Origin of the sequence: Flavobacterium suncheonense GH29-5 = DSM 17707 (genome assembly GCF_000430025.1) — a bacterium.
In the GTDB taxonomy this organism is placed as follows: domain Bacteria; phylum Bacteroidota; class Bacteroidia; order Flavobacteriales; family Flavobacteriaceae; genus Flavobacterium; species Flavobacterium suncheonense.
Map to the genome: position 1 here is coordinate 46913 of NZ_AUCZ01000007.1, position 17642 is coordinate 64554.

Annotated in this window: 16 protein-coding genes, 2 tRNA genes and 1 pseudogene; 5 read left to right on the top strand and 14 right to left on the bottom strand. The window is 41.7% G+C overall.

The genetic code is table 11. From position 1 onward, the window contains the following. Positions 1 to 118: 118 nt before the first annotated feature. Both G498_RS0104140 and G498_RS0104145 read right to left on the bottom strand, forming a co-directional pair. Positions 119 to 841 carry a PH domain-containing protein gene (locus G498_RS0104140; RefSeq protein WP_026979996.1) on the bottom strand — a complete coding sequence of 241 codons (723 nt, stop codon included), beginning with the start codon at positions 839 to 841 and terminating at the stop codon, positions 119 to 121. A gap of 47 nt (positions 842 to 888) precedes the next feature. Further along, positions 889 to 1254: an MmcQ/YjbR family DNA-binding protein gene (locus G498_RS0104145; protein WP_026979997.1), complete on the bottom strand. Its 366-nt coding sequence runs from the start codon at positions 1252 to 1254 to the stop codon at positions 889 to 891. Positions 1255 to 1673: 419 nt separating this feature from the next. On the opposite strand from G498_RS0104145, the gene G498_RS0104150 reads away from it, so the two are divergent. Continuing rightward, positions 1674 to 1880: a hypothetical protein gene (locus tag G498_RS0104150; protein WP_131387668.1), complete on the top strand. Its 207-nt coding sequence runs from the start codon at positions 1674 to 1676 to the stop codon at positions 1878 to 1880. Between the two features lie 43 nt (positions 1881 to 1923). Further along, on the top strand, positions 1924 to 2478 hold the full coding sequence (locus G498_RS0104155) for a hypothetical protein (protein WP_131387667.1): 555 nt from the start codon (positions 1924 to 1926) through the stop codon (positions 2476 to 2478). Positions 2479 to 2483: 5 nt separating this feature from the next. Here G498_RS0104155 and G498_RS0104160 read toward each other — a convergent pair whose 3' ends face one another. The 5 genes and pseudogenes from G498_RS0104160 to ruvC form a co-directional block, all read right to left on the bottom strand. Beyond that, the gene (locus G498_RS0104160) at positions 2484 to 3251 is read right to left on the bottom strand and encodes a cyclase family protein (RefSeq protein WP_026980000.1); all 768 of its coding nucleotides are present in this window, start codon (positions 3249 to 3251) and stop codon (positions 2484 to 2486) included. 50 nt (positions 3252 to 3301) lie between these two features. Then, positions 3302 to 3679 (bottom strand): annotated as a pseudogene (locus G498_RS14650) (GxxExxY protein). Between the two features lie 52 nt (positions 3680 to 3731). Continuing rightward, positions 3732 to 4868, bottom strand: a complete 1137-nt coding sequence (gene hemW / locus G498_RS0104170; RefSeq protein ID WP_026980001.1) for a radical SAM family heme chaperone HemW — start codon at positions 4866 to 4868, stop codon at positions 3732 to 3734. Positions 4869 to 4951: 83 nt separating this feature from the next. Further along, the gene (locus tag G498_RS0104175; protein ID WP_026980002.1) at positions 4952 to 5839 is read right to left on the bottom strand and encodes a hypothetical protein; all 888 of its coding nucleotides are present in this window, start codon (positions 5837 to 5839) and stop codon (positions 4952 to 4954) included. Positions 5840 to 6186: 347 nt separating this feature from the next. Continuing rightward, complete coding sequence (ruvC, locus tag G498_RS0104180; RefSeq protein WP_026980003.1) at positions 6187 to 6741, bottom strand: crossover junction endodeoxyribonuclease RuvC; 555 nt, start codon at positions 6739 to 6741, stop codon at positions 6187 to 6189. 23 nt (positions 6742 to 6764) lie between these two features. Here ruvC and G498_RS0104185 point away from each other — a divergent pair, with 23 nt between their 5' ends. Together G498_RS0104185 and G498_RS0104190 are read left to right on the top strand one after the other, a co-directional pair. Then, positions 6765 to 7709, top strand: coding sequence for a lysylphosphatidylglycerol synthase domain-containing protein (locus tag G498_RS0104185; RefSeq protein ID WP_026980004.1), 945 nt, complete (start codon positions 6765 to 6767; stop codon positions 7707 to 7709). Beyond that, positions 7697 to 8824 (top strand): glycosyltransferase family 2 protein, encoded by a 1128-nt coding sequence (locus G498_RS0104190; RefSeq protein ID WP_026980005.1) that lies wholly within the window; start codon positions 7697 to 7699, stop codon positions 8822 to 8824. The genes G498_RS0104185 and G498_RS0104190 overlap by 13 nt, the downstream gene beginning before the upstream one ends. Here G498_RS0104190 and G498_RS0104195 read toward each other — a convergent pair whose 3' ends face one another. Then, the gene (locus G498_RS0104195) at positions 8825 to 9307 is read right to left on the bottom strand and encodes a hypothetical protein (protein WP_051269715.1); all 483 of its coding nucleotides are present in this window, start codon (positions 9305 to 9307) and stop codon (positions 8825 to 8827) included. Positions 9308 to 9347: 40 nt separating this feature from the next. Here G498_RS0104195 and G498_RS0104200 point away from each other — a divergent pair, with 40 nt between their 5' ends. Next, positions 9348 to 9848: a DUF456 domain-containing protein gene (locus G498_RS0104200; protein ID WP_026980007.1), complete on the top strand. Its 501-nt coding sequence runs from the start codon at positions 9348 to 9350 to the stop codon at positions 9846 to 9848. Here G498_RS0104200 and G498_RS0104205 read toward each other — a convergent pair. From G498_RS0104205 to dnaE, 6 genes are all read right to left on the bottom strand, one after another. After that, a complete protein-coding gene (locus G498_RS0104205; protein ID WP_026980008.1) occupies positions 9845 to 10702 on the bottom strand; it encodes a DMT family transporter in 858 nt (285 codons plus the stop codon). The genes G498_RS0104200 and G498_RS0104205 overlap by 4 nt on opposite strands. Positions 10703 to 10764: 62 nt before the next feature. Then, a tRNA-Asp gene (locus tag G498_RS0104210) sits at positions 10765 to 10841 on the bottom strand. Positions 10842 to 11108: 267 nt separating this feature from the next. Next, positions 11109 to 11185, bottom strand: a tRNA-Asp gene (locus G498_RS0104215). An 87-nt stretch (positions 11186 to 11272) separates the two neighbouring features. Beyond that, positions 11273 to 12199, bottom strand: coding sequence for a DUF58 domain-containing protein (locus tag G498_RS0104220; protein WP_026980009.1), 927 nt, complete (start codon positions 12197 to 12199; stop codon positions 11273 to 11275). A 328-nt stretch (positions 12200 to 12527) separates the two neighbouring features. Next, positions 12528 to 12845 carry a thioredoxin gene (gene trxA, locus G498_RS0104225; RefSeq protein WP_026980010.1) on the bottom strand — a complete coding sequence of 106 codons (318 nt, stop codon included), beginning with the start codon at positions 12843 to 12845 and terminating at the stop codon, positions 12528 to 12530. Between the two features lie 204 nt (positions 12846 to 13049). Then, positions 13050 to 17573 carry a DNA polymerase III subunit alpha gene (gene dnaE, locus G498_RS0104235; protein WP_026980011.1) on the bottom strand — a complete coding sequence of 1508 codons (4524 nt, stop codon included), beginning with the start codon at positions 17571 to 17573 and terminating at the stop codon, positions 13050 to 13052. Positions 17574 to 17642: the final 69 nt, after the last annotated feature.

Sequence of the window (17642 nt, forward strand, 5' to 3'; positions counted from 1 at the left end):
ATTTATAACTTTTTATTACGAAAAAAGATTCCTTAAAAAAATAGGGCTGTTCAGTATTTTGAACAGCCCTATTTTTATTGCGAACCTTGTGCAAACCTTTGCGCTCTTTGCGGTTAAACTACATATACTGTAAAACTTCCGCTTTCAGTTTATCGTATTCGCCCTGAAGAATCAAACCGTTGTCCAACAGTTTTTTATAATTCTGCAATTTGGCAAACAACTCTTCACTGGACATTTCGCTTAGCTTTTTCTCGCCGGAAGTTGCTTGCTGTACTGGTTCCTGAACAGCTGGAGCTGCAGGCATAATTTCCGCAAAGGATGTTACTTCTTCGGTTTCCACTTCTTCGACGATTTGCTCCGTCAATTCGCTAACGCTCGGGTCCTCCTGAATTGGTGCTGCTTCTACTATTGGAGCAGCTTCAGTAACCGGATTGGAAACCACAGGATTTTTCAACGCGTCCAATTGTTCTTTGGCAAAGGTGTACAATTTGCGCGCCTGGTTTTTCGGAAGGTAATCGATTGTATGCGTCAATTCGTTTTTGGTGGAAAAGGTAAATTCGGCACCTAAAATTCCCTCTTTTACAAAGGAAGCGGCAATTTCATCCCAGTTGAAATCGATGAATTCCATAGACAAACCCAAATTTTTCGGTTTACAGATGATGATGCGCTTGTTAGTCACCACTATACTGTCCGGAAGAATGGTTACGGCCGGTTTTTTCTGTACGGCGATATAGCCCACTTCTTCGTTGGTCATTAACAGGTTTTCCAGTTTGGACGTGATTTTTTCAATCGCTTTCGGATCCTGGTCTTCGTTTAATATTTTCTTTAAATTGTCGATCATAATGCTGTACTACGTTTAAAAAACTGCCGCAAAAGTAATGCCTATTTTTAAGATTCCAGCACTTCCTGCTGTTGTTTTTTCGTTAAACTCTTAAAAACCAAGTCGTAAGAATGGTCGATCAGCTTTTTCACCAAAGCATCCGGAACTGAAGCATTAATTTTCACGGTATTCCAATGTATTTTGCTCATATGGTAGCCGGCCTGAATATCGTCGTACTGCCCGCGCAATTCCAGTGCCCAATCCGGATCGCACTTTAAATTGACACCCGGCGTTCCGTTTTCCCATTCCTGCAGCGAAGACAGAGCAAACATTTTTCCGCCTACTTTAAACACCAGCGTATCTTCATCAAACGGAAAATGCTCGGTGACGCCTTTTTTGGAGAGGCAATAGTCGTAATATACATCGATCGTCATATTTTGTACGATTTTTCTTGTTTTAAATTATTTTTATTAATTTTGAAATCTATTTCTTTCAAAATAGCTGATCGCGAGCAATCATTTTGTGAAATAAATTAAACTTAATTAATAAATTACAACATGAAAAAAATCTTTTATTATCAAATTTAATTCTTTTCTGTATTTCTTTTGTATCTTGTGAGAACTCCGACAGTTTCAACGAGACTAAATCAAACAGCAGTTCTCTGTCATCATTAGCTGCAAAAAAACAATATTATATTTATTTTGTAGACTGGGACGAATGGGGAAGGGCCAGTAAAGACTGCAAAAGCTGGGGACTCTGTAATTTTACAGACTGTTGGTCTTGCTGCGTGGACGAAGGAGTGATAGTAAATTGTAAAGACAAAACCATAAATTATAACTCTGGAAAAATAGTCTTGGACACTGATACTAAACAAGGGTTTCTCTTTATTGAACTCAACGCTAATGACAGTATCCAAAACCAAGCAATTCTTAACAAAGAAACACTCTATATTGATAATGATTTAACCAGTACAAGAACTGTGTTATATAAAGGAGAATACGCTTTTGACCCTTCAATTGGAAAACATGGTGGTTATAAAATAAATGCTTCCGAATTATAAACCCAAAGACTGGCCTAAAAGCCAGTCTTTATTCAAAAAAGTCATGAAATTCAAAACACTTATAGTTACAGCAGCAGTATTACTGGTATCATCTTGTAAAATAAATGGATCATTCCAAGGATTGTACGGCTATTACAATAAAACAAATTTAAGGGTTCCAGAACTTTTCATAAATCACACAAACATAAGCAATTGTAATTTAAACGAAATAACCAGCAACAAGATTGTTATAACCACAGGTGAATTACTTAAATCATGTATTCCCCAAGACAAAACCATCATTTATATGTGGTCACCCAAATGTCGAAGCAAATTTTGCTATGATTTAAATTTGTTGCAACAGCTATGCAATCAAAAAAAAATAAATTTACTTATCGTTGCCGAATATTATGATTTTAAAAGTATGACAACAGAATACTATTTAAAAAATCCAATCTTCGGAATTGACACTGAGTATTACAAAACAAATCTCACTTCAAAATACAGTGCTCTTTTTTATGAAGATTTAATAAATCAAAAGACAGTTGTTCACAGACTGCTCTACTTTGAAAAAGGAGTTTACAAAGACTCATATACTACCATCAATGAAATAAATTAATAATATTAATAAATTTCAAAAATAACCGGCTTGCTCGGACTTGCATCATTCTCAAACGAAGCGATTTGCAGGTTGAGGATGTAGCTGCCGTCTGCTATTTTATCGTCAACATAAATCAGTTCGGTAATGGTACAATTCAATCGGGCATCATCATTTAACTGATTCACATCCTTTACATTCCAGAACGCTTTGTGCGCCAGTAATTTCCCTTCGTCGTGCTCTTTATCGACACTCGGCAAATCAATCAGCAGATGTTGAATAGCGCTTTCGCGGATAAAGGTCGCGGCTTCTTCCAAAAGGTACGGCCAGTTCGTATTCGAGTATTTTTTGGACGTTTTATCCGATGAATTCGGCAAGGTGCGAATGATGATGGCCTCCGGAACTTTTCCCTGTAAAGCCTTCTCGATTTGCGCTTTGGTGATAACAAAATCATCGCCTTGTGCTTCCGGAGTTACCGATACCACTTCCGCAGTAAAAAAGAACTGTTTCAGACATTGGTTGATACTGTAAAATTCGCGCGTAATGTGTCCCAGGCACTCCGTATGCGTGCCGTGCCCGTGCGGATTGAAAAAAATGTTGTTGAAATTCGTCGAAGAACTTCCTACCGACACTTTTCCCACCCAATCCCCGAAACGAACGGGTTCGATTTCCGGTTTTTCGATGTACCAGGCAATAGGATTCTGCTCGGTATTGGACAAGGGCAACGAAATGTCAAGTGGTTTCGACAAGTCGATTTTGTATTCTTGAGTATGGTGTTGAATTTTGGCTTTCATTTTGAATTAACCGCAAAGAACGCAAAGAGATGCGCTAAGTGCACTGAGTTTTATAAGTTGTTTACGACTCTTCTTATTCCGTTTTTAATTAAAGAAACATTGAAATTCATTAAGAGCCCTAATTTACAGTTGGTCAACTTCAAGTAAGTCAATAATTGGGCAAAATGAACATCATTTAACATTTCAACAGCCTTTATTTCTAATATCAATTTATTTTCAACTATAATATCAAGCCGATAACCGACATCTAATTTTACTTCTTCATAAATCAATGGAAGAGGCTTTTGTTTTTCCACTTTAAGTCCGGACTTTTGAAGCTCATAAAATAAACATTCTTCCTAAGCACTTTCAAGAAGACCGGGTCCTAAATTTTGATGTACTTTAAGTGCACTATCAAATACAATTTTGGCTAATTCATTTTCTGCCATCATTAATTTCTTTTACGTTCATGGCGTATATCTTTGCGAGCTTTGCGGTTGATCAGATTTCCAAATTTAAGTAAAATAAATCCGATGCAATTCCGTCGCAGAAGAATTTTCCTTTTTTAGTGGTGCGCAAAATGTTGTTTTCCAGCTGCAACTTTTCGTCTTTAAGATAGCGTTCGGCATTTTCCAACAAATAATGCAGCATATTTTCGCCGAATTCCGCTTTAATTCTGTCTAGGGAAACGCCCCAAACGGTTCGCAATCCGGTCATGATGTATTCGTTGTAGCGGTCGGTTTCGGTTAAGGTTTCGATTTCACTTGGCAATTTATTTTCGGCAAGCGATTTTAGATACAGACTGTTATTGGCGATGTTCCAGCTTCGGTTGGTACTGTTATAACTGTGTGCCGATGGACCAATGCCTAAATATTTTTTCCCCAGCCAATACGCGGAATTGTTCTTCGAAAAATACTCCGGTTTCCCGAAATTCGACAATTCATAATGTACAAAACCGTTGGCTTCCAGTTTATCCACGAGCATCAGAAACTGTTCGTGGGCCACTGTGTCATCGGGTTGCGGAATAATTCCTTTTTTGATGAATTGCTGCAAAGCGGTTTTCGGCTCAACTGTTAACGCATAACTCGAAATGTGCGGAATGTTCAAATCCAATAACGTTTGAATATTTTTCAGCCATTTTTCGTTGGTCAAACCCGGTATGCCGTAAATCAAATCGGCGGTAATGTTGTTGAAATACTTTGTGGCGATTTCCAGGCATTTTTTGGCTTCTTCGGCGTTGTGGCCGCGGTTCATCAGTTGTAAATCTTCTTCAAAAAAAGACTGGATACCAATACTCAAACGGTTGATTTTATTTTCCGATAAGGCGATGATTCGCGCTTCGGATAAGTCGTCAGGATTGGCTTCCACCGTGATTTCCGGAGTCTTGATGACGGTGTAATTCGCATATACTTCATCAATCAGCAGCTGCAAATCTGAAATTTCTAAAATGCTGGGAGTGCCGCCGCCGAAATATATGGTTTCGACCACTTCATCAGCAAATTCTTCTTTCCGCAGACGGATTTCTTTAGCCAACGCCTGCACCATTTCGTCTTTCTTCTTCAGCGAAGTCGAGAAATGAAAATCGCAGTAATGACACGCCTGCTTGCAAAAGGGAATATGGATGTAGATGCCGCTCATACTGCAAAATTAAAAAAGCTGTTGAATACAACAGCTTTTTTAAAATATTCTTTACGCTTATTATTAATAAGTTACATAGGTTATTAATAAGTTTCATAGGAGGAGACAAAATCGCCTCCTGACACTGTTATTTGAGTTGAGTTCTCCGGATTTGTAGCAGTAAAACTAAAAGTCCCTTTAACAACTGTGAATTGTGTCCCTACAATTTTCTCTGTAATCGTTAGAGTTCCAGATGTTAAATAATCAACATAGGTTTGGGTAGCAGTATCAAATTTTGATATGATTACATTATTTACAGTCGAACCATTATTAAAGTTGTAAGTCCCTACTGAAGTATTATCATGATTGGAATTAAACGTTAAAGTATATTCACTGTTATTGTAATAGGTTAAAGCGATATCGCTTCCATTAAAAAAGCCCCCTGATTGATCATTGGTAGCACTCATAAACACATTACCCCCAATATTTGCTCGAAAACCTAAATCATTTACCATCGGCTGTATGTCTGTATATCTTACTTTAAAACTTCCGCTAATTTGAACGGTATTACCCCCTAAAACATACTGATCTTCGTACAAATCCCCTGTAAAACTTACTTCAACAGTTTTAGCCTGACTGTTTAATTCAATCAAATTCAGGGTAAAATAATGAGAAGGATAATTTCTGTAACTTGAATACAAATCATATACAGCTGCAGAGCTCGATGAAGTGGGATAAGTATGTACATTCCCAATGTCTCCCAATTCATTAATCTCAAAACTTATTCCTAATCCATCTGCAGCAACAGCGGTAACTGCAATTGTTTGTTCACTTCTTTGTGCCTGAAATTGGGTTATGTTAACGGCCGCGCCTTCATAATTTAAATTAAAATATTCCCCATTAGACGAAGAAGAAGCATCATCACTGGAAGAGGAACAGGAAAACAAAGCCACTGCAACAAAAAATGCAGCTAAAAATCTAAAAATTTTCATACGTTAGGTTTTATAATTTTGACAAATATATACTGTTTTTTAATTTTATAATTCAAAATTTTATCAGCTTTATTTTAAGCAGTTCATTTATAAATCTTTATTCATCAAATAAGAAAAAATCGACAACAATAACGATGAATTTGAAAGCACGAAAGAAGGAACTATTATCATTACGGCTGTTAACCCTACCACAAAAATTGTAACTGGGACATTTACCTTTACTACTTCAAATGATGCCAATGAGCCTAGCGCACCGGTAAACTATACCGTTACCAACGGAACGTTCAACTACAAATACATGGATTAATTAAAATTTCAATTATAAAAAGTAGTCAACAGATTTTTGGCTATTTTTTTATTCTGTTTTCATTCTGTTTTACAAACGCGTCCCAACCGGAATAACTTTTCCCCACTTCCACTCTGCCGGAATTGAAAAAATGACAAACCGCTGCCGCCAATCCATCGGTGGAATCCAGATTTTTGGGTAATTCTTTCAGACCAAGCAACTGCTGCAACATTTTGGCAACCTGTTCTTTACTAGCGGTTCCGTTACCGGTGATGGCCATTTTGATTTTCTTGGGCTCGTATTCGGTAATCGGGATTTGTCGGGACAAACCTGCAGCCATTGCTACGCCCTGAGCGCGTCCTAACTTTAACATCGACTGTACGTTTTTGCCGAAGAACGGTGCTTCAATGGCAATTTCGTCGGGATGATAGGTGTCAATTAGCTCAATGGTGCGCTCGAAAATACGAGCCAAACGCATGTAATGGTCGTCCATTTTGTTGAGTTGCAATTCGTTCAACTGAATGAATTCCATCTTTTTGTTCACCACGCGGATCAGTCCGAAACCCATGATGGTCGTTCCGGGATCAATGCCTAAGATAATGCGTTCGTTTGCCAATTTAAATTCGTTATTTTGTACCGATGATTTCCGTATCCGACAAAACTAAACAATTCCTGGTTCTTATTATCAAACTTTTGATTGTAGGAGGCGCTTTTTATTTTATCTACAACCAATTGGCCAACAACGATAAGCTGGATTGGGGGAAATTCATCACGCTTTTAAAAGAAAAGCAGTCTTTCGGCAACATCGCCCTGATTTTGTTCCTGACGTTTTTAAACCGTTTTCTGGAAATTCTGAAATGGCAGAATCTGGTTAAAGTCATCCGCAGCATTTCGGTTGGCGAAGCTTCGAAGCAAGTATTAGCCGCTTTAACTGCCGGATTGTTCACTCCAAACGGCATCGGGGAATACGCCGGAAAAGCGCTTTTTTTCGAGAAATCGCAAGCAAAGAAAATTGTCTTTTTAAATCTTATCTGCAACGGGATTCAGATGGTGCTGACGATACTTTTCGGCATTTTCGGGTTATTCTATTTTAATGCGAATTTCAACGTGATTACCCCAACCACCGTGGGTATTTTATTCGGCGCTTTGACGGTGCTGCTCCTGATTTTATTCTTCACAAAGGGAATCAGCATTAAAGGCTATTCGCTGGAAAAACTGATTCACAAGATCAATGAAATTCCAAAACCCATCCATCGGCAAAACATTTTATTAGCCGTCGGCCGCTATTTGGTTTTTTCGCATCAATATTATTTCCTATTTTTAATTTTCGAAGTTGATTTGCCGTATTGGCTGTTGATGGCGACGATAACGAGCGTTTACTTTTTGGCATCTTCCCTGCCTACGTTCCAGTTTTTGGATTTTGCGGTAAAAGGAAGCGTAGCCGTGTATTTTTTCGGATTGCTGGGCGTAAACGAATGGGTTGTGGTTTTTATCAGCACGCTAATGTGGTTTTTAAACACGGTGATTCCGGTTACCGTTGGCAGTTATTTTGTCTTAAATTTTAAAGCGCAATGGAAATCGTAACCTTACTGTTCGTCCTTATTTTTATCAATTATGCCCTTTTCATCGGATTGCTGATTTGGGGCTTTTCCAAGGTAAAACCGTTTGAAAAAACAGCTTCCGAGAACAAAACGTCCTTTTCGGTAATCATTCCGTTTCGCAACGAGGAGAAAAACCTGCCGGATTTACTGGAATCGTTTTCACATTTGCAATACAGTAAAGAGCAGTTCGAACTTATTTTCGTAAACGACAACTCTACGGATGATTCGGAGCGCGTTATTAACCGCTGGCGCATGGAAAACCCGTGGGTACATTTAACGATTCTGGATAACGTCCGCATTTCGAAATCGCCTAAAAAAGATGCCATCACCCGCGCAATAACCATTGCCAAACATCCCTGGATTATCACCACCGATGCCGATTGCGAAGTCCAACCGGAATGGCTTTCGGTTTACGACAGTTACATTCAACATCACGACACTGAAATGATTGCCGGAGCTGTTCGCTATCCGAAAAAAGGCTTTGTATTGTCGCATTTCCAGCAGATGGATTTGTTGAGTTTGCAAGGTGCTACCATCGGAAGTTTCGGTTTGAACGAAGCATTTTTGTGCAACGGCGCCAATTTCGCTTACACCAAAAAACTGTTCTGGGAGCTTGGCGGATTTAACGGCAACAATCACATTGCCAGCGGCGACGATGTATTCCTGCTGCAAAAAGCAGTGCATTTGGTTCCGAAAAAGGTTCAGTATTTGAAAGCAAAAAATGCAATTGTTACTACCAAAGCAGAAAAAACCTGGGTTCACTTATTCAAACAAAGAGTGCGTTGGGCTTCTAAAACAGCAGCCTATCAGAGTGATTTTTCAAAAGCATTAGCGGTAATGGTTTTTCTGGCAAATTTCTCCCTGTTGGTTATTACCCTGCTGGTAGCTTTTGGTAAAATGGAATGGTCTTTCCTGGCTATTGTGTTCACCCTAAAATTCCTGATGGATATTATGCTGATGCTGAAAACCAATACTTTCCTGAAAATGAGCTTGGTATCCGCTCCGATCAGCTTTTTACTCTACCCTGTTTTCAGTACGCTGGTTGCGGTGTATTCGCTGGTGGGCGGGTTTGAATGGAAACGCGAGAATATCAAATAACTATTCCGATTTTAAAATAACCGGCAGCACAAACTGTGTTTTTACCGGAATTCCTCGTTTGATGGCCGGGTTAATTTTAGGCATGTCCACCAATTTGGTATGCAGAATACTGTCAATTTTGATTTTGTCGTAGGCCAAGCTGTCTTTTGGAAATTGGGGTTCAAATTTTAGCGTTGCATCCGGAAAAACAGTCACTTTCACTTCGATGGTGTCAATTTCGGGATAAAAAATCCGTAAGGTGTCGACGCTTAATTTATCCTGTATCGTTTGGGTTAAATACTCGAAAAAACACTGACGGCGCTGGGATTCATCGGTGATAACTTCGCAGGCATCTACCGTTGGGAAAGCATCTACTTTTTTCCAGTCGATTTTCTGCAGTTCGTTTTGCAGCAATTCGTCTTCCGATGGCGCCTTCTTGTCAAAAAACTGACAGGACACCAGGGTTGCCGAAAAGAAAAACACTACAAAAAGGTTTTTTAGCATGAATATTGTAACTTTAGAAACCAAAAATAGTAAAAAAAATATGGAATACTTTTTATTGATAACCGGATTTGTTTGCATGCTGATCGGAATTTTAGGAAGTTTTCTACCGGTTTTGCCCGGACCGCCTATTAGTTGGGCTGGTTTATTGCTCCTGTATCTTACAAATGCTGTTCCGAATGACTATTGGGTTTTAGGCATCACCTTGCTCATTGCAGTCATCGTTGCCATATTGGATTATGTGATTCCCGCCAAAGGTACCAAACGGTTCGGCGGCAGCCAATACGGCATCTGGGGCACCAACGTCGGATTGCTTATCGGACTCATTGCCCCAATTCCCTTTGGAGTAGTTATCGGGCCTTTTGTCGGGGCCCTAATCGGCGAACTGATTCACGACAGTCAGGACCATAAACGGGCAGTTAAGGCCGCTACCGGTTCGTTTATCGGTTTTCTGGCTTCCACCTTTATGAAATTCGTGGTTTGTATGATATTTTTTGGTTTGTTTCTGATGAAAGTCTGGGAATTCCGTTCGAGCTGGTTCTAAGCTTCCTGCTTTTTATAGAAGGTGATGCCGATGCCTACCAAAATAATACAACCGCCGACGAACATCTGAAAGGTAATGGTTTCTTTCAAAAACAACCAGGCAATGATGGAAGCAAAAAGCACCTGCAAAAGCAAACTCAGAGAAACCCGATTGGCTTCCATGTGCTGGGTGGCATAACTTATCAAAAGCCAGGCGATTAACTGACATACCACGCCTTCCACCAGCAAAACGCTCCAAACGGTTGGTGAAAAGCCGAAAAACGGTTCTCCGGAAACAAGACAAATTATCCCGATAAAAACCGCTGAAACCGCCATGCTGTAGGTCATAAAACTAATCGGCTGCAGCTGTCGCAAAACGGATTTGCTGAGCAGCATGTAAAACGCATAAAAAATACCCGACAAGACCCCAAAAAGAAAACCGATGTCAAATTTCAAGGTATAAAAAGTTTCAAAACCGATTAAAACTACCATCCCAAAAACGGCCAGTGCGGCGCCGATCCAAAAATTTCGCTTGGGTTTATTCGGCAGAAAAAAGAACATCAACAATCCGACCCAAATTGGTGCCAGATTTGCCAAAAGGGTAGCCTGTGTAGCCGTGGATTTTTGAATGGCGATATTCCAGACTGCGATATCACTTCCGAAAAACAACCCGCATAAAACAATAAGCCAGGCCGTTTTCCGGTTGGGAAATTCCAGTTTCTTTCGCAACAACACGATAGTCAACACCACGGCAAAAGCAATCGCCATTCTGTAAAAAGCCGAACTCAGGGCAGAAACAGGCGTCCATTTGACCAGAATCGGAAAAACGGAAATGCAGAATATGCCTAAAAGAAGCGCCAGTCTGGGATTTTTCATTTCATTAACTTGAGAAGCAAATATAAAATAAAAAAGCTCCGATAACGGAGCTTCTTTTTTACTGGCGGTCTGGACGGGACTCGAACCCGCGACCCCATGCGTGACAGGCATGTATTCTAACCAACTGAACTACCAAACCAGTGTTATATTCTGCTGCGAAAGTACTATCCTTTTTGAGGATTTCCAAGCATTTGTCCAAGAAAAATTAATATTTTTTATAAGTTCCTGTGTTTCAATTTTTAAAAACCGGAATCGGTATAAATCAAAAAAGCCTTCCATAAATGGAAAGCTTTTCATTGGTCTAACTACTAAACCTGGTACTTTCGTACCTAAACAACACAACTAATTTTAAATTTCTTAAGAGGGCAAAAAAGCCTTTCTTTGTGTCGAAAGGCTTCCTCTTTACTGGCGGTCTGGACGGGACTCGAACCCGCGACCCCATGCGTGACAGGCATGTATTCTAACCAACTGAACTACCAAACCAGTGCTTTATTGCGGATGCAAATATACAACCCTTTTTATATCCTGCAACAATTTTTTATATCTTTTTTACATTTTAACATTTAGATTTTATCCAAACTTCTGTTTTTCAACAAGATAGGTAGTTAAAATTTTTTCAAATTTTTCATCCACCGATACTGGAACGTACTTAATTTTGTACTGCGAACAGGTATTGGCCACTTTCTCAAAATAGGCTTCCACCAGTTTTTCATACTCCGCTTTTACGTTTTCAGCAAACAGATTGACTTGTTCTCCTGTTTCCAAATCGATAAATTTTCTCGGTGCATTGTCAAAATCAAACCGGAATTCCGTCTTTTTATCAATCACATGAAATAAAACCACTTTGTGTTTGTTGTGTTTTAAATGCTGTAACGCCTTAAACAAACGCTCGTCGTCTTCGCCCTGAAACATGTCGGTAAACAAAATCACCATGGAACGGCGGTGCAGTTTCTCGGCGATGTGGTGCAGATAGGTAATCGTGTCGGTGGTTTTGGTTTCTTTTGGCGTTTGCAAAATTCCTTCCAGCTGATTCAGCAACATGCGGTGATGGCGCTCGCTTCCTTTTTCGGGTGCATAATATTCATAGGTATCCGAATACACGCTTAACCCGACGGCATCGCGTTGTTTTTTCAAAAGATTCATCAAAACGGCCGAAGCCAGTACCGAAAAACCTATTTTATTCTCGTAAAACAACTGCCCCTCCTTCAGTTTCGGATAATGCATGGACGAGGAATTGTCAAGAATTAAATGACAGCGCAAATTGGTTTCTTCTTCAAAGCGCTTGGTATACAAACGGTCGGTTTTGGCGAAGAGTTTCCAGTCGATGTGTTTGGTGCTTTCGCCGGCGTTGTAGATTTTATGCTCGGCAAATTCAGCCGAAAAACCGTGAAACGGCGATTTGTGCATGCCCGAAATAAAACCTTCCACAATTTGGTTGGCCAGCAGTTCGAGATGCTGAAAACTGGATATTTTGGCGATTTGACTGTCGATGTTCATCTTCCAAAGATATTGAAAGATTGAATGATTGAAAAATTTAAAGATTAAAAGATTGAAAAACTTAAATGAACTTATATGTCTTATATGGTCATCATTAATCGCTTATGAAAATCTTAAAATATTTTTAGCCAAGAATTACACAGATTGATCTCTGAACGCTCCCAAAAAAGCAAACAGTCTCTCCTTTAGCCCTGATGGGAGCAAGCTACCGTGTAGCGCGGACAGCAGGAACAAGGATACCAAAAACACCCGAACCTATCGCTCCAAAAAACAAACAAAAAAGGCCCGACTTGCGCCGGACCTTATATTTTGAACACTTCTGCTAAGATTATAACAAAGCGTCGATTGCGTCTGTGTAGGTGTTTTTCGGTGCAACGCCAACCTGACGGCCAACCACTTCCCCGTTTTGAAATACCAATACCGTAGGAATGTTACGAACACCGTATTTAGCTGCAAATTCCTGATTCGCGTCTACATCTACCTTCCCGATTACGGCTTTTCCTTCATATTCCTCACTGATCTGGTCAATAATAGGTGCCACCATACGACACGGTCCACACCAAGCTGCCCAAAAATCCACCAATACGGGTTTATCTGATTTTAACACTACTTCTTCGAAAGTAGCATCTGTAATTGCTAATGCCATTTTAATGTTGTTTAAAATTGAAAGACAAAAATAGCACTTTATTTTAAATCGCAACCGGTTTGAAAATCAGTTTTGATTATGATGCAATTGGTATTTTTTATCTGGAGCTTTTTCCCGCTGTACGCTGTATCTTTTCCGGTAGCTTCGAGAGCCTCAGCCACCGGAAAAGGATGTCGCTCCCATCGGGGCTAGGACCTTGGCGCTTTAATTGAGCCTGAAATTAACCTGCAGACGTTCCAGTTCGTTCAAAACCGTATTGGAAATCCCGACTTTCAGTTTACGGCTCGGCATAGACAGCTTCGTCACGATGCGGATTTCTTCTTTTTCCTCCGGAACGGTCAGTTCCATTTCGTCCAGATTTTCGTCGGCATCACCCACCTCATCGGAATCGTTCATTTCGTTTACGACTGGCACTTCGACTATGGTTTTCACGCGTTCGAGTTCCATGACTTCAAAGGTTACGGTGGTTTCTCCGGCGTTGGCCTTGAACAGTTCGTTGAGCTCCATGATAAGTTGTTCGCGCAAATCGGCAATGGAGAACTGTAAAATCAGCTTTTTGGAAAATTTCGGCAGGACGTCCTGCAATTGGATGACGTCCACAAACTGCAAACGCGGATCGGAGCGCTTTCCGGTTTCTTTATTTATCCAGCCCTCTTTTACATTCAAACGGATGTACACGAAATGGTTTTGTCCTAAATAATGGCGGAATTTCAGATATTCCTCGTCAAAAATCCGAAACTCGTAACTCTCGTCGTAGCCTTCCAGATTGAAGGTGGCCCAGCCTTTTCCGTTTTTGGCTACCCGATGTTGTACATTGGTCACAATCCCGCCCACAGCAATGTTTTTCCCCACAAACGGCGTCAGGTCTTTTAAGGCTTCCAGACGCGTCGGGCAGAAATATTTCATCTCAAACTTGTAATCGTCCAGCGGATGCCCGGAAATGTAAATCCCAACCACTTCTTTCTCTTTGGCCAGTTTTTCCATGGTATGCCATTCTTCGCACGGCGGCACGGTCGGCTCCGGAATCTGTACTTCAGACGCATCGCCAAACAGACTTACCTGCGACGAATTTTCATTTTCCTGTGTTTTCGAACCGTAGCGCATCGCTTTTTCCAAAAAGGTAATGTTGTCGCCATCGTGATGGAAATATTGCGCACGGTGCGTGTTTTCAAAACAGTCGAAACCGCCTGCCAACGCTAAGTTTTCAAAGGCTTTTTTGTTGGCCGCGCGCAAATCAATCCGTTTGGCCAAATCGAATATGGATTTGTATTTGCCTTCTTTGCGGCATTCCACAATGGTTTTTACGGCGCCTTCTCCTACACCTTTTATGGCTCCCATACCAAAACGCACGGCACCCTGATCGTTTACGGTAAATTTGTAAAAGGATTCGTTTACATCGGGACCTAAAACCTGCAAGCCCATGCGCTTACATTCTTCCATAAAGAACGAGACCTGTTTGATGTCGTTCATGTTGTTGGACAGTACCGCCGCCATGTATTCCGCCGGATAATGCGCTTTCAGATAAGCGGTTTGATACGCAATCCAGGCGTAACAGGTCGAGTGGGATTTGTTGAAGGCGTAACTCGCAAACGCTTCCCAGTCCGTCCAGATTTTATCGAGTTTTTGTTCGTCGTGCCCGTTGGCTTTCGCCTGATCGATGAACTTGGATTTCATTTTATCCAAGACGTCTTTCTGCTTCTTACCCATCGCTTTACGAAGGACGTCGGCATCTCCTTTGGAGAAGTTCGCGAGCTTCTGTGACAAAAGCATCACCTGCTCCTGATACACGGTAATTCCGTAGGTTTCCGAAAGATACTCTTCACAGGCATCCAAGTCATACGTAATGGGTTCTTCGCCGTTTTTTCTGCGGACGAAACTCGGAATGTACTCCAACGGTCCCGGACGATAGAGCGCGTTCATCGCAATCAAATCTCCGAAAACAGTCGGTTTCAGCTCTTTCATGTATTTCTGCATCCCGGGTGACTCGTACTGGAAAATCCCGACGGTTTCTCCCCTTTGAAACAGTTCGTAGGTTTTTTGATCGTCAATTGGAAACGTATCCGGATCGAGCTGGATGCCGGTACGGTATTTCACCAATTTGACGGTATCTTTTATTAAGGTAAGGGTTTTTAAGCCCAGGAAGTCCATTTTCAAGAGTCCGGCACTTTCCGCTACGGAGTTGTCGAACTGGGTTACGTACAAATCGGAATCCTTCGCGGTGGTTACCGGCACGAAATTCGTAATGTCGTCGGGTGTGATGATTACCCCACAGGCGTGAATTCCGGTATTTCGCAAGGAACCCTCCAGCATTTTGGCCTGCTGAATGGTTTCTCCGGCTAAATCTTCTTCGTTGGCAATGGCAATCAGTTCTTTTACGCGGTCGAATTCTTCGGAAGATTTTAAGGCTTTTTTTACTTCGCTTTCGTCTTCGGCAAGAAAACGGGCCAGATTCCATTTGCTCGGCATCATGCCCGGAATCAGTTTGGCGATTCGGTCAGCTTCAAAAAGCGGCAAATCCAAAACACGCGCGGTGTCCCTAATTGCAGATTTAGTGGCCATTTTACCATAAGTGATAATCTGCGCCACCTGATTCGCCCCGTATTTATTGATTACATAATCCATAACCAGCCCACGGCCTTCATCGTCGAAATCGATATCGATATCGGGCATGGAAACCCGGTCAGGATTCAGGAAACGCTCAAATAGCAAATCGTATTTAATCGGGTCGATGTTGGTGATTCCTAAACAATAGGCTACTGCGGAACCTGCTGCGGAACCACGGCCAGGACCCACGGAAACTCCCATTTTTCGGGCTTCGGCAATGAAATCCTGTACAATCAGAAAGTAGCCCGGATATCCGGAATTGGAAATGGTTAACAGCTCAAAATCCAGTCTTTCCTGAATTTCCGGTGTGATTTCCTGATACCTTCTCTTGGCGCCTTCCATGGTTAAATGACGTAAATAGGCGTTTTCACCCCGTACGCCGCCATCGGCTTTGTCTTCTTCGACTTTAAATTCATCGGGAATGTCGAATTTCGGAAGCAAGACGTCGCGGTACAGCGAATAGGCTTCAATTTTATCGATAATTTCCTGTATGTTGATGATGGCTTCGGGCAAATCGGCGAAGAGTTTTTTCATCTCCGCTTCCGATTTGAAATAGTATTCCTGATTTGGCAAGCCGTAACGGTAACCGCGCCCTCTTCCGATTGGCGTAGCCTGTTTTTCACCGTCTTTTACACACAATAAAATATCGTGGGCATTGGCGTCTTCTTTGGCTACGTAGTAGGTATTGTTAGTGGCAATCAGTTTGATGTTGTGCTTTCGGGCAAAGGCAATCAGGGTTTGGTTCACGCGGTTTTCGTCTTCCTGATGGTGGCGCATGATTTCGATGTAGAAATCGTCTCCGAATTGGGTTTTCCACCAGATAAGCGCTTCTTCGGCCTGATTTTCACCGATATTTAAAATTTTGCTCGGAATTTCCCCATAGAGGTTTCCGGACAAAACGATAAGGTCTTCTTTGTATTGTTCGACTACCGAGCGGTTGATGCGTGGTACATAATAAAACCCTTCCGTGTAGGCAATGGACGCCATTTTGGCCAGATTGTGGTAGCCTTTTTTGTTCTTGGCCAGGAAAACCACCTGATAGCCGTTGTCTTTTTTGGTCTTGTCTTTATGGTCGTCGCAGATATTGAACGTGCAGCCTACAATGGGTTTTACTATGGTTTCTGTTGGAGCTTCCCCGTTTTCTTCCGCGGCTTTGTTTTTGGCTTCGGCAGCTTTGTTGTGGTTGAACACGGCACTTACGAAATGAAAGGCGCCCATCATGTTGCCGATGTCGGTCATGGCTACCGCCGGCATTTTGTTCTTTACTGCGGCATTGACCAACGCATTAACGGAAATCGTAGACTGCAGTACCGAAAACTGGGTGTGATTATGCAGGTGCGCAAACGCCGCATGCTCCAAATCTTTTTTATCTTCTTCGGAAACGGCCTGCCCGACTTCCTCCTGCTGGATTTGTTTTAAACGCGCCCGGATTGCATCGGAAGCTTTTTTCAGGTTGATGTGCTGCAACCCGATGAGCTGAATTTCCTGCGGATTGTTTTCGCGGAAACGGCCGTAATAATCTTCGGTGACGTCGAGTTCTTCTTTGGTAAAAACCTCGCGTTTGATTAATTCGAGAAAACAGCGTGTCGTGGCTTCCACGTCGGCGGTGGCGTTGTGGGCTTCGGCAAAGGGTTCTCCGAAAAGGTATTGGTGTAACTCCGTCAGGGTAGGCAGTTTGTATTTTCCCCCGCGTCCTCCGGGTAGTTTTAACAATTCGGCGGTCGTTTCGGTACAGGTATCTAAAACCGGCATTTTGACCATGTCGGAACTGATGTTCATCCGGTGGAATTCACAGCCCATGATATTGACGTCGAAACCGACATTCTGACCGACAATGTATTTGGCTTTCGATAGCGCGATGTTGAATTTTTCCAGCACTTCCAATAACGGAACGCCCTGTTCCATCGCCAATTCGGTGGAAATTCCGTGAATGCGCTCGGCGTCGTAAGGAATGTTGAAGCCTTCCGGTTTGACCAGATAGTCCTGATGCTCGACAAGATTTCCCATCGCGTCGTGCAATTGCCAGGCAATTTGAATACAGCGCGGCCAGTTATCGGTATCGGTTATGGGCGCCGACCAGCTGCGCGGTAATCCGGTGGTTTCGGTATCGAAAATTAAATACATCAGGCTGATATTTAGATTGTAAGCCAAAAACCACAAACCGGTTTTAGCCAAACACAAAAGTACGTTTTC